10 protein-coding genes are annotated in these 12,252 nt (G+C 74.9%); 2 read left to right on the forward strand and 8 right to left on the reverse strand.

Going from position 1 to position 12,252, the window contains the following annotated elements:
* Nucleotides 1-102 precede the first annotated feature (102 nt).
* Nucleotides 103-324, forward strand: coding sequence for a hypothetical protein (locus RIN80_RS19095; RefSeq protein ID WP_309096820.1), 222 nt, complete (start codon nt 103-105; stop codon nt 322-324).
* Between the two features lie 282 nt (nt 325-606).
* Here the strand turns inward: RIN80_RS19095 and RIN80_RS19100 are convergent, their stop codons facing one another.
* The 7 genes from RIN80_RS19100 to RIN80_RS19130 all read right to left on the reverse strand — a co-directional run bounded on the left by RIN80_RS19100 (nt 607) and on the right by RIN80_RS19130 (nt 9,195).
* Entirely contained in the window at nt 607-1,350 is a 744-nt protein-coding gene (locus RIN80_RS19100) for a cation transporter (protein WP_309096821.1), read from the reverse strand.
* A gap of 2 nt (nt 1,351-1,352) precedes the next feature.
* Nucleotides 1,353-1,688 (reverse strand): metalloregulator ArsR/SmtB family transcription factor, encoded by a 336-nt coding sequence (locus RIN80_RS19105; protein ID WP_309096822.1) that lies wholly within the window; start codon nt 1,686-1,688, stop codon nt 1,353-1,355.
* Between the two features lie 76 nt (nt 1,689-1,764).
* Entirely contained in the window at nt 1,765-3,387 is a 1,623-nt protein-coding gene (locus RIN80_RS19110) for an ABC transporter substrate-binding protein (protein WP_309096823.1), read from the reverse strand.
* A 4-nt stretch (nt 3,388-3,391) separates the two neighbouring features.
* Nucleotides 3,392-5,605: a hypothetical protein gene (locus tag RIN80_RS19115; RefSeq protein WP_309096824.1), complete on the reverse strand. Its 2,214-nt coding sequence runs from the start codon at nt 5,603-5,605 to the stop codon at nt 3,392-3,394.
* Nucleotides 5,606-5,759: 154 nt separating this feature from the next.
* Nucleotides 5,760-6,227, reverse strand: a complete 468-nt coding sequence (locus RIN80_RS19120; RefSeq protein WP_309096825.1) for an MSMEG_6728 family protein — start codon at nt 6,225-6,227, stop codon at nt 5,760-5,762.
* Nucleotides 6,228-6,244: 17 nt separating this feature from the next.
* Entirely contained in the window at nt 6,245-6,697 is a 453-nt protein-coding gene (locus RIN80_RS19125; RefSeq protein ID WP_309096826.1) for a DUF4383 domain-containing protein, read from the reverse strand.
* 11 nt (nt 6,698-6,708) lie between these two features.
* Nucleotides 6,709-9,195: a SpoIIE family protein phosphatase gene (locus tag RIN80_RS19130; RefSeq protein WP_309096827.1), complete on the reverse strand. Its 2,487-nt coding sequence runs from the start codon at nt 9,193-9,195 to the stop codon at nt 6,709-6,711.
* A 148-nt stretch (nt 9,196-9,343) separates the two neighbouring features.
* On the opposite strand from RIN80_RS19130, the gene RIN80_RS19135 reads away from it, so the two are divergent.
* Nucleotides 9,344-10,315, forward strand: coding sequence for a DUF72 domain-containing protein (locus tag RIN80_RS19135; protein WP_309096828.1), 972 nt, complete (start codon nt 9,344-9,346; stop codon nt 10,313-10,315).
* Here the strand turns inward: RIN80_RS19135 and RIN80_RS19140 are convergent.
* Nucleotides 10,215-12,131 (reverse strand): copper resistance protein CopC, encoded by a 1,917-nt coding sequence (locus RIN80_RS19140; RefSeq protein ID WP_309096838.1) that lies wholly within the window; start codon nt 12,129-12,131, stop codon nt 10,215-10,217. The genes RIN80_RS19135 and RIN80_RS19140 overlap by 101 nt on opposite strands.
* Nucleotides 12,132-12,252: the final 121 nt, after the last annotated feature.

The following is a 12,252-nucleotide window of genomic DNA, read 5'->3' on the forward strand; positions in this document are numbered from 1 at the left end:
CCGTTCGCGGTGGGGCCCTTCGATGTTTTCCGTCTCAGTTCGTGACCTCATCGTCGCTTGCCCGTCCCCACAAAGACCCCCCGGGGCGCATACTGGGGCGTGATGACAAAGCGTGCTGCACAGAAGCGTCATTTGCCTACCAGCCCCTTCGCGGCCCCCGTCGCGCCGGCGCCGAAGCACTTCGCCGTCGGGGACCAGGTCACCCACGACATGTACGGCCTCGGCCGGGTGATCGGTGTCGAGGACGGGATCGCGGTGCTCGTGGACTTCGGCTCCGCACAGATGCGGATCCTGAGCCCCTACGCCAAGATGACCAAGCTGTAGGACCTCGTGCCGGGTCACGGCACGCGCGACCCCCGTCAGGGGGCCGCTCCCCACGAAAGAGAGTCCTCCCATCGAACCGACTTCGCTGTTCTCCGCTCCGGAAGGGCAACCCCGCCGCTCCGCCGCGGCATCGCCTCCCCCGGTCACCAATCCCTTCCGAGCCCCGGACTTCGGAGAGGACGAGGCCTTCCCGCCCGAGGAGTCCGGGGACTTCCCGGAGACCGGGGAGGTGGAGCGGCCCGCGCCGGGCAGGCGGACGTCGCGCCCGCGCCGCAGGGCGGCCTAGCCGGTCACCCCGCAACACCCACCCCCGGCACGGCAACCGCAGCTCCCCTCACCCTCCGGCGACACCGGCAGCGACGGTGACGCCGGCCGTGACGGTGACGCCGGTACCGCGCAGCAGCCCTTGCCCCGCCACGCGTCCCGGCCCTCCTTGACCGCCACGGCGGCGATGACCAGGGCCGCGATCGGGTCGGCCCAGGACCAGCCCACGGTGGCGTTCAGGAGCAGGCCCGCCAGGAGCACGGCCGACAGGTACGTGCACAGCAGCGTCTGGCGGGAGTCGGCGACCGCGCTGGCGGAACCCAGTTCGCGCCCCGCCCTGCGCTGGGCGGCGGACAGGAACGGCATCACGGCCAGGGAGAGGGCCGCCAGCACGATGCCGGGGACCGAGCGTTCCGCCGCGCCGGTCCCGGCCAGAGCCCGTACCGCGTCGGCCGCGACGTACGCCGCCAGCGCGAAGAAGGACAGGGCGATGACGCGCAGCGCGCTCTTCTCCCGCGCCTGACGCACGGCGTGCTCGCGTGCGGAGAACTGCCAGGCGACGGCGGCGGCGGAGGACACCTCGACGACGGAGTCCAGACCGAAGCCGATCAGGGCGGTGGAGGAGGCGAGCGCCCCGGCGGTGAGGGCGACGACCGCCTCGACCGCGTTGTAGGCGATGGTCGCGGCGACCAGCAGCCGTATCCGGCGGGTCAGCGTCTCGCGCCGCGCGGGGCCCGGCGACAGGGAGATCTGCGCGGCCACGGTCAGCAGCACCCCTCGGTGGCGGCCTCCGGGCAGGTGCGGTCGGTCTCGACGGCGACCACGGCGGTGCGCAGGTCGTCGAGCGCATGGCCGAGGCGTGCGTCGGCCAGTTCGTAGCGGGTGCGGCGGCCCACGGGGACCGCGACGACCAGGCCGCAGTCGCGCAGGCACGCCAGGTGGTTGGAGAGCCGCGTGCGCGAGACGCCGAGCGTGTCGGCGAGGTCGGCCGGGTGGGCCGGGGCCTCGCGCAGGGCCAGCAGGATCCGGCAGCGGACCGGATCGGCGAGTGCCCGGCCGAACCGGACCAGGACTTCGATGTCGGGGGCGGCAGTCAGCATCCGACGAGCGTACCCGAGTTCAGGGATCCATGAATTCATGAATGCGTGAACATCGCCCGTCGTGCCCGCCGCCTCCTCAGGGCGTCTCGCTGGGGATCACGCAGTTCTTCGGCTGCGGTCGTCCCGTCGGCCAGCCCAGGCCCACGAACTTGAGCGTGCCCCGGCCCCTGCTGCCGGGGTCCAGTTCGACGATCGCGGCCGGTTTGTCGTAGGCGTTGCCTCCGGTGGTGAGGCAGATCAGGCCGCTGGTGGCCCGGACGCGGTGGCGGGAGTGGAGCAGGGACCACTGGCGGCCGACGTCCTCGCGGGTGGGGACCGTCGTCTCGGGCGCGCCCTGCTGGGCCTGGTGCAGGGCCTTGCCGATGGTGAGGAGGCCGTCGTGGACGAGCATCGTGCGGGAGTCCTCCAGGTTGGGCGTGGAGCCGAGGGAGATGCCCTCGCGCCGGGTCGCGGCGATCTGGGCGCGCAGGGCGTCCAGGGCCGCCTTCGGCTCGGTGAGGTACTGGGGGAGCTCCTGGGGTTCCGGGGCGCGCTTGTGGGTGGCCGTCCACTTCTTCGTCCAGGCGGCCAGTTCCGTGCTCCAGGCGTCGGGGTGGGCGGGGGCCGCGTACTGGACCGTGACCTTCGGCCGCCCGTCGTCGCCGCGCAGCGAGGCCCAGTCCCGCTCGGTCATGTCCTGGCGCAGCGAGGCCGCGTCGGAGCCGCTGACGATGGTGTAGTGGCGGCCCTCGCAGCCCACCTGGGCCAGCTTGAGGGCGAAGATGCGCAGGTGGAGGGTGCGGCCGGCGAAGTAGACGGTGTCGGCCTCGGAGTCGCAGATGTTGTTGGCCGTCTGCGTGAACTGGTTGCCGGTGGAGCCCGCCTCGTCGATGGCCGGGGACTCGAAGGACATCGCGGCGGGACCGGCCGGGCCCTCCTCCTCGATCCGGCTGAACGCCCTGGCCAGGGACTCGTTGTAGCTGTCGGGGCGTTTGTCGTAGACCAGGACCGTGCGCAGGTTGCGGCGGCCCTGCGCGCCGTTGAAGTCGGCCAGGGCCCGGGCCGCGTCGTTGTTGGTGGGCAGGATGCGGGCCAGGCCCGGGAAGCGGAGCCTGGCCATGCCGTCCGCCCGGTCCTCGTTGGCGATCCGGTCGCCGCTGATGCGGGCGGCCAGCACCGGCACCTTGTTCTCGGTCAGGCGTTTGACGGCCGCCTCCGTGGCGGCGAGGCTCAGGTTGAAGCCGGTGACCGCGCGCAGCCGGTCCTCGGGGGAGGCGGCCATCCGCAGCAGGGTGTCGACGACCTTCGCCTGGTGTCCGTAGTCGCGCCCGGGGTTGGCCAGGACCAGCCGGATCTTCGGCGGTTCGCCCTCGCCGGCGTTGGCCTGCCGCTGCCCGAGGTAGGCGCCCTGCAAGTCGCTGCGCATCTGCCGGCGCAGGGCCTCGCGGCCGGACTGCAGGGGCAGCATCATCGCGACGGTGACGTGCGGCTGGTCCTCGATCCTGTCGTTCTCGCGGGCGACCGCGCGGGCCACGTCGGCGATCTCCGGGGTGCCGAAGTCGTAGCCCTCGCCGTTGACGCCGACGCACTCGCCCTCGATCCGCTCCACACCGTCGGCGCAGGTGTCCGGCTTGCGGACGAGGGAGGTCGTGAGCGTGACGCCCGCGACGAGGACCAGCACCCCTAACAGCGAGTAGAGGATCTTCTTCCATCTCGGCATGCCGTCATCTCCTTCGCCGGAGCTGTTCGGTGCAGGTGCAGCGCAGCAGGGGCTGTTCGTTCTCGGCCAGGGCGCTCCAGTCCGCCGCGGTCCTGCTGAGCCGGCCGGCGCCGTCGAAGTCCATGATCGACAGGAGGTCCAGCAGCTTGGCCAGGGTGCGGGCGGTCTCCCTGCCGGTCGGGCGGGTGCGTTCCTCGCACAGCCACACCGCGTGCAGCAGCTGGTCGACCGTGCGGCGCAGCGGCGGGCCGTCCGCCGCCACCAGGCCCTGGGCGCGCTCGCGCCGGGCGTCGGCGCCGCCCGGGTAGGGGGCCTGGGCGATCTCCAGGAGTTCGGCGCACCAGGCGCGGGGGCGGCCCGGGAGCGTGGCGGCGAGGTGGCCGACGACGTCGTCGACACCGCCGGAGACCAGGTGGTGGTTCATCCGGTGGGCGGTCAGGGAACGGAAGGCGCCCTCGCGCGCGATGCCGTCGCCGGCCGCGTCGTCGCCCGGCAGGTCCTCGTCGCGGATGCGGTCCTCCCCCGCCGCCCGCCGCGCGTAGTGGTCGCGCAGCAGGTGGTGGTCGGCGTACCAGGCGGCGCCGTCCGGGAGCAGGCCGTAGAGGCGGTGGACGAGGAGCTGGCGCAGGCCGAAGTCGCCGATGAAGTGGCGTTCGCAGGTGGGCCAGCCGGTGTCGGTGAGGAGCCGGGAGACGTGATGGGCGGTCAGGTGGTGGACGTGCCCGGCCTGGTGGTGGCGGAGCAGCACGTCGGCGCACTCGGTGTCGTGGGCCACCGACAGGTGGGTGAGGAGGTCCAGCCAGTGGGCGTGGTGCTCGGCCGGGAGGCGTACGGGCAACTGGTCCAGGATCAGTTCCCGTAACAGCACCTCGGCGACCGGGGGTTCGGCGTCGTGGCCCGGGAGGCGCAGGGGGGCGTCCAGGAGGTCACGGTCGTTGGCGTCGGCCGGCATGCGGAACGCCGCCGCGGCCGCGGCCAGCCTGATCACCGTGTGCGGGCGGCCGCCGCTCAGCCGGGCCACGGCCGCGTCGATCCGGCGGCGGTTGACGCCGCCCTCCGGCTCGGCGCGCTGCTGTCTTCGCACCGTCTCCCGGCGCAGCTGGTCGCCGGTGAGCAGCGGCATCCGCAGCAGCAGCACCCCGTCGGCGAGCGGGGCCCCGTCGGCGCCCCCGTCCGTGCGGCGGGACCACTGCGGCGGGGCTCCGTCGGACGGCCGGTACTCGGCCGGGGGCGTGATCAGCCCGGGCGGCAGGCCGCCGTGCAGGAAGGCGCCGCCGTCCGCGCGGCGGGCCGTGCCGATGACGACGACACGGTCGCGCCGGCCGCCCCGGCGGTCGGTGAGCACCGCGCGCAGCAGCTGCTCGCCCAGGGGCGACTCGGCGTGGTCCAGCAGCAGGCCCGGGCGGCCGACCCGGCGCAGCCAGCCGGAGGGCGAGGCGTACGCCGCCTCCAGGTCCTCGCGCAGGGCCCGGAAGAGGAAGCTTTCCGCGACCTCGCGCGCCTCGCCGCCCGACCGGAAGTCGGCGGCGAGGATGCGCAGCCCGATCCGGGGCTGGCCGGCCGCGCCGGGGTAGGCGCCGTAGACCCGCTCCAGCTCCGCCCTGCCGCGGGGGGCCGCGCGTTCGAAGACGGCGTCCAGCAGGGCGTTGCTGACGGCCGCCGAATAGGGGTCGAACGCCTGCCCGTACATGGTCGCCAGCAGGTTGCGGATGGTGCCGCGCAGCATCCCGCGCCAGAAGTCGCCGCCGCCCAGGCCCGCCACGCGGCGCCGCTGGGGCAGGTCCTCGTAGCGTTCGGCCTCCGTCGCGACCGCCTGGGGCCCGCCGTCCGCGACGCCGGTCGCGATCATGGCGAGGCCGGTGAACAGGCGCGGGAAGGCGAACGAGCCGCCCGTGCCCTGCCAGGTGCACAACCGCCGGGCCACCTCGACCAGCGCCTCGGTCGCGGCGGAGCGGGCGCCGGGCTCCGGGGCGGCCCGGTCCTCGTACACCGGCGAGGCGCAGTCGAGGTGGATCACCGGCACCTTGGCGGCGAACCGGTCCCGTACGGCGCGCAGCAGCCGGCCCTTGCCCATGCCCGGGCCGCCGGTGAGCAGCACCACGGGCAGATCCGGACCGTACAGCGGCTCCCGCCCGGCACCCGAGGGCGACCGCCCGAACAGCCGCGCGAAGAAGCCCTCCTCGGAGAGGAGGCTCTCGAAGCCCAGTTCCTCACACACGGTTCCCCCATGACGTCCTGCCCGCCCGAACCCGTGACCGCTGTGCCGGAACAGATCGTGACCGCTGTGCCGGAAAAGATCCAGTGGAACACGGAACCGTCCGGTCGACAACGGGTGCCGCACGGACGGGAGTTGACCCCAGGGGGAGGTGCGACTACGCGGGGCGGTCGGAGGCGGGCCAGACGTACGGCAGGTCGTCCGGCACCCCGGGGAAGAGCGCCCCGTAGGTGTCCGGGTCCTTGCGCACCAGGGCCGAGCGGTGGCTGCGGTGGAAGGGCCGGTCGCCCAGCCAGGGCGGGAGTTCGCCCTCGGCGGCCAGGTCGTGCTGGTCGCGGACCGGGGCGTGGGGGCGGGCGGTGGCGAGGTCGGCGACCAGGGTGGCCGCGCAGCTGTCCTGGTGGCCCTGCTCGCGCCAGACGCGGCAGATCTCCAGGCCGTAGCGGACCAGGGCCTCCTCGTAGCCGGTCCACATCCGCACGGCCGGGTGCCGCCGCCAGCCGTAGCCCGGCACGATCAGGCCGCGCAGGACCTGCAGCGCCTCGACGCGCTGCTTGCCGAGCCGGCGGCGGTCCAGGGCCAGGGCGGTCCTGCGGAAGTCGGGGTAGGGCAGGAAGGTCTGCATGCCGTGGTCCGTCCCCCTCACCGCGCGTGTCTGCCGGCGGGGCGCCGGCCGAGGACGAGGGCGAGGGCGATCATCCCGACGCCGAGGGCGAAGTGCAGCCAGTCGTCGGCGGAGTTCAGGGGCACGAAGTTGGCGCCGCTGTCGTGGCCGACGGACAGGCCGTAGACCCACAGCACCAGGTAGACGGCACCGCCGGCCAGCAGGTACGAGTACGCCCCGGCGGCCGTGCGCGCGAGGACCAGGCCGGCCAGGCCGTAGGCCAGGTGCACCAGGTTGTGCAGGACCGAGACCTGGAACAGGCCGAGCAGTTCGGCGCCCGAGTCGTGGCCGGCGAACTCCATCGAGCCGTAGCCGGTGGTGATGCCGGGGACGAAGCCCAGCACGCCGACCAGCAGGAAGACGACCCCCGCCAGCAGAGCGGCCTGCTGGAGCGGGGTGCGGGCGGTCGGGCGGTCGGTGGGGGTGGTCATGGCGGCGGTCCTCACGGGAGGGTCAGGGTCTGTTCGGCCCAGATGGTCTTGCCCGTGGCGCTCTGGCGGGTGCCCCAGCGCTCGGTCAGCCGGGCCACGAGGAGCAGGCCGCGCCCGCCCTCGTCGTAGCTGCGGGCACGCCGCAGGTGGGGAGCGGTGGTGCCGCCGTCGGAGACCTCGCAGATGAGGGTGGTGTCGTGGATCAGGCGGAGCCGGACGGGCGGCTCGGCGTGCCGGATGGCGTTGGTGACGAGCTCGCTGACGACCAGTTCGGTGACGAAGACGGCGTCGGACAGGCCCCAGCGCTCCAGTTGCGCCACCACGTCCTTGCGGGTCCGGGCGACCGCGGAGGGGTCGCAGGGCACGTCCCAGGTGGCGACCTGGTTCGCGTCGAGGGCGCGGGTGCGGGCGATGAGCAGGGCCACGTCGTCGGCCGGGCGCTGCGGCAGCAGCTCGGTGAGCACCCGGTCGCACAGGGCGTCCAGCGAGTCCGCCGGGCGGGCGAGGGCCTCCCGCAGCCGCTGGACACCGGCGTCGATGTCCCGGTCGCGGGTGGCGACCAACCCGTTGGTGTAGAGGGCCAGCAGGCTGCCCTCGGGCAGTTCGACCTCGGTCGCCTCGTAGGGCAGGCCGCCGACGCCGAGCGGGGGCGCGGCCGGGAGGGCGATCAGGTCGGCGGTGCCGCCGGGGCGCACCACGGCGGGCAGGGGGTGCCCCGCCCCGGCGAAGCAGCAGTGCCGCGAGACCGGGTCGTAGACGGCGTACAGGCAGGTGGCGCCCACGTCGGCGGAGGTCCCGGCCGGGTCCCCGGCGCCCTCCTCCTCCGTGTTCAGGCGGGCCACGAGATCGTCCAGGCGGGTCAGCAGCTCGTCGCACGGCAGGTCGATGTCGGCCAGCGTGCGCACCGCCGTCCGCAGCCGGCCCATGGTCGCCGAGGCGTGCAGGCCGTGGCCGACGACGTCACCGACGACCAGGGCAACCCGGGCCCCGGACAGGGGGATGACGTCGAACCAGTCCCCGCCCACGCCCGCGTGCCCGCCCGCCGGGAGATAGCGGGAGGCGACCTCGACCGCCGCCTGCCGGGGCAGCCGCCGGGGCAGCAGGCTGCGCTGGAGGGTGACGGCGGTCGCGCGCTCGCGGGTGTAGCGGCGGGCGTTGTCGATGCTGACCGCGGCCCGGGCGGCCAGTTCCCCGGCCAGGACCAGGTCGTCGTGCCGGAAGGGGTCCGGGTTGCGGTACCGGACGAAGAAGGCGACGCCCAGGGTCGTCCCGCGGGCGGCCAGCGGCACGGTCAGCACCGCGTGGACGCCGAGATCGCGCATCCGGGCGGCCCGGGCCGGGTCGCGCGCGAGCCACGCGGTCAGGGCCGGGTCGGTCGCCCCCTGCACGGTGGGCCGTCCGGTGCGCAGGCTCTCGAACGGCGGCGATCCCACCGGGTAGGAGTCCACCCCGCCCACCGCCACGACGGCCTCCGGCGCGCCCGGCGTGACGGACCGCAGCGCGACCCGCCGCAGGCGCAGCGGCCCCTGCGCGGGCAGCGCCCGCACGAGCGGCTCGGGTACGTCGTCCGGCGCGGCCAGCAGATCGACGCCGGCGAGGTCGGCCAGGGCCGGGACGGTCACGTCGGTCAGCTCCTGGGCCGTGCGCGTCACGTCGAGGGTGCTGCCGATGCGCCGGCCGGCCTCGGCGATCAGCTGGAGCCGTTTGCGGGCCCAGAACTGCTCGGTCATGTCGTGCGCGGACAGGCACACGCCCCGGATGGTGCCCTCCTGGTCGCGCAGCGCGGACATGAAGACCGACCAGGCGTGCTCGTGGTCCTCGCCGGGGGCCTGCAGGTAGTTCTCGTCGTAACTCGGCTCCCCGGTCCGCAGCACCCGGGCCATGCTGCGCTCCGCACGCTCACCGGCGGCGTCGTCGATGATCTCGCAGACGCGCAGGCCGCGCATCTCCTCCTCGGTGAGGGCCGTGGAGCGCTCCATGTCCGCGTTGGCCCGGCGCAGCCGCAGCCGGGTGTCGTAGATCGCCTGGGCGCAGCACGGGGACTGGGCGAAGCTCCAGCTCACCAGGGACTCGTCGAGGCCGGGCCGGGGGGTCGGGTCGCTCAGCGCGGAGACGACGAGCCAGGCCGGGGCGCCGGTGGCGGGCGTCGTCCGGTGGTGGGCGAGGATCCGGACGGTCAGCTTGCGGCCGTCGCGGTGCCGCAGGGCGACGTCGCCGTTCCAGCGGGGCAGTCCGGCGAGGGCCGGCATGCCGCCGCGCACCGGGATCGGCTCGGCCAGCAGGTCCGCGGCGCGGCGGCCGAGCATGCGCGCGGCCGGATGACCGAGGAGCCGCTCGGCGCCCGCGTTCCACCCGGTCACCCTGCCCTGCTCGTCGAGGGTGACACGGGCGGTGAGGTCTTCCGCGACCAGGGCGTCGAGGGCACCGAGGGCCTCGGGGGTCTCGCGGGCTCCGCCGGGCGGCCGGCCGGCCCGGCCGACGGTGACGGGCTGCTCCATGTTCGGTCATCTCGCTCTCGCGGAAGGCTTCGACCCTGGCGACGCAATAGACAGTTATGACCTGATTACCCTGATTCAGGAGCTTTCACCGTGCCGTCACCACCGGAGGCGGAGCCTGCCGGCGCCCGGCCCGGGTAACCGCTCCCCCATGGGCGAGATCCTGGTGGGCACGTGTTCCTGGACCGACCGGGCACTGGTCGGCAGCGGCTGGTATCCGGCCGGGCGGCGGGACGCCGAGGGGCGGTTACGGCACTACGCCGAGCGGTTCCCGGTCGTCGAGGTCGACGCCTCCTACTACGCGCTGCCCAGCGAGCGGAACAGCCTGCTGTGGGCCGAGCGGACCCCGGACGGGTTCGTCTTCGACGTGAAGGCGTTCTCCCTGCTGACCGGGCATCCCACCCGGCAGGCCGTGATGCCGGACGGGCTGCCGGCCGAGCACCGGGACCCGGCCGTGCTCGACGCGGTCTGGGCGCGGTTCGCGGCCGGCGTCGAACCGCTGCGCAGCGCCGGACGGCTCGGCAGCGTGCTGTTCCAGTTCCCCCCGTGGTTCCGGCCGGGCGAGCGGGCCGAGACGTTCCTGAGGGAGTGCGCGGAGCGGACCCGGGGCTGGCCCCTCGCCGTGGAGTTCCGGCACCCGTCCTGGTGGGAGCCGGGCCGGGCCGAGGCGACGGGCGCGCTGCTGGCCCGGCACGGCATGGCCGCGGTCGCCGTCGACATGACGCAGACCCTGCCGTCCTCCGTACCGCCGGTGACCCCGGTGACCTCGCCCCGGCTGTCCGTCGTACGGTTCCACGGCCGCAGCACCGCCTGGGGGACCGGCAGCAAGGAGGACAGGTTCCGGCACGCCTACGGCGAGGACGAACTCGCCGAGTGGCTGCCCCGCGTGCGGCGGCTGGCCGAGCGGACCGAGCAGGTCCACGTCCTGTTCAACAACTGCTGCGGTGACGCCGCCGTACGCGCCGCCGAGACCATGACGCGGCTCCTCGACGGCGGCGGTCCCACAGCGGTGCCGCGGCTGCCTAGGGCACGATCCGCACCCGCTTCTCCTCCGTCACCTGGTCCACGTCCGACACCCGCACGGTCGTCCTCATCGTCCAGGTCCCGGGGAGCGGCAGATTGACGGCGTTGGTGCCCCAGTAGCCGCCCTGGTCGGTGAGTTCGGCGTCGATCGGGCCGAGTTCGCGGGAGGGCAGGCTGAAGGTGATGCGGACCTCGGGGACGACGACCAGGCCCGTGTCGGCGCCGTAGACCACGGCCTGCACGCCGTTCTCGCCGACCCGGGCGGGATCCAGGGTGACCTGGACCGTGCCGCGGCCGGTCACCGTGCCCGTGCCCGTGTCGAAGGGCACCGTCACCTGGGCGGTGGGCGGCAGCGCGCCCGCCGGGGCCCGCCGTGCCGCCTCGGCCTCCGCGCGGCCGGGCAGCGTGCCGGTGAGCACGGTGGTGATCGCCAGCACCACGGCGGCGACGGCGACCTCGACCAGCACGGAGCGGCGCAACCCACGGCGCCGGGCGTCGAGGCCGGGGCCGGAATCGCCGTCGCGGCCGGACCCGGAACCGGAATCGCCGTCCGGGCCGGAGCGGTCGCCGGGGCGGGAGCGGTCGTGAGGTCCGGAGCGGTGATCCGGCCCCGGATCGGAACCGGAATCGCCGTCGGGGTCGGCGGTGCCCGGGTCCGCCGCGCCCGTGCGGGACGTGGGCACGCCGACCGGCTGCGGGACGCGGGCCGGTACGGCGGCCCCGACGGTGGACGCCGCAGTGGCTCCGGCGGCCGCCGGCGCGGCGATCCGGGCCGTCCAGCGCCGGGCCTGGCCGGCCGCCAGCAGCAGCGCCCACACCGCGGCCACCTTGACGAGCAGGAGCCGTCCGTACGAGGTGCCGGTCAGGGCGGGCAGGGAGCCGAGGCCGCGCCAGGACTGGTAGAGGCCGGTGACCGCCAGGACGGCCACGCAGGTGAGGGCGACCCGGGAGAAGCGGGGCACGACCAGGGCCAGGTCGTCGACGGGCCCGCCGCGCAGGGTCAGCAGCAGCGCCACGAGTCCGCCGAGCCAGACGCCCGTGGCCAGCAGGTGCAGCACGGAGGACGCCATCGCCATCGGCACCTGGATGCCGGCCGAGGCGTGCTCGGCCACCGCCCAGGTCAGCGCGAGGGCGACGGCCAGGACGGTGCCGGCCGCCCGGACCAGGGGCCGGTGGTGGTCCCGGCTCCTGGACAGCCGAGCCAGGAGGGCCGCGCTCAGCAGCAGGATCACCAGCCGCGCCAGCAGGGCCAGGCCCGGGCGGCTGGACAGGGTGCGGTCGAGGGCGCCCGGGTCGAAGGCCGCGAGGGGTCCGGCGCCGGTCTCGTAGGGGGCGCGCAGCAGGAGCAGGGCGGCCGTGGCGCCCACGAGGGTCCACCAGGCCACGACCAGGGGCCGGCGCAGCGGGGACGTGCCCGCCGGGCGGCACAGCGACGCGAAGGCGACCGTGCCGACGAGCAGGGCGGCGGCGAGGTAGGCCAGGTAGCGGGCGAGGTCGTACAGGCCGCCGGTGACGGGGTCCTCCTCCGGGCCGGTGTCGACCTGGACCGTGGTCGCGGAGCGCTTGCCCACGGAGAAGGTGAAGGCACCGGAGACCGGGTGGCTGTCGGCGGACACGACCCGCCAGGCGACCGTGTACGTGCCCTGCGCGAGCTTGCCGGTCAGCCGGACCCGGGCCGTGTCGGAACGGCCGTCCGCGTGCGCGGCCTCGCCGGTGGGGACCCGGCGCTGGTCGGGGCCGAAGACCCGGAAGGAGCCGTCGAGCAGGCCGACGGACTCGGTGAAGGTCAGGGTGATGTGGCGGGGGGCGCGGGGGACGACCGATCCGTCCTCGGGGTCGGTGCCGCGGAGGGCGGAGTGGGCGGATGCGGGGGCCGCTCCCCCGAGGAGCAGTACCAGCAGGGTGCCGAGCAGCACCAGGGCTCGGGCTCGCCGGGGGTGTCCGACATTGCGCTCCACGTGGGTCTCCGGGTTCGGGCTGTACGGCTCCCCATGAGGTACGGAAGGGAGGCGCGCGGCGCTCACCGGTCGGGCGCCC

Source organism: Streptomyces sp. (assembly GCF_031181705.1).
Taxonomy (GTDB): domain Bacteria; phylum Actinomycetota; class Actinomycetes; order Streptomycetales; family Streptomycetaceae; genus Streptomyces.

Coding starts and splice junctions, on each gene's coding strand:
- RIN80_RS19095 (WP_309096820.1), top strand. CDS start 103: ATGACAAAGCGTGCTGCACAGAAGCGTCATTTGCCTACCAGCCCCTTC.
- RIN80_RS19105 (WP_309096822.1), bottom strand. CDS start 1,688: ATGCTGACTGCCGCCCCCGACATCGAAGTCCTGGTCCGGTTCGGCCGG.
- RIN80_RS19110 (WP_309096823.1), bottom strand. CDS start 3,387: ATGCCGAGATGGAAGAAGATCCTCTACTCGCTGTTAGGGGTGCTGGTC.
- RIN80_RS19120 (WP_309096825.1), bottom strand. CDS start 6,227: ATGCAGACCTTCCTGCCCTACCCCGACTTCCGCAGGACCGCCCTGGCC.
- RIN80_RS19125 (WP_309096826.1), bottom strand. CDS start 6,697: ATGACCACCCCCACCGACCGCCCGACCGCCCGCACCCCGCTCCAGCAG.
- RIN80_RS19130 (WP_309096827.1), bottom strand. CDS start 9,195: ATGGAGCAGCCCGTCACCGTCGGCCGGGCCGGCCGGCCGCCCGGCGGA.
- RIN80_RS19135 (WP_309096828.1), top strand. CDS start 9,344: ATGGGCGAGATCCTGGTGGGCACGTGTTCCTGGACCGACCGGGCACTG.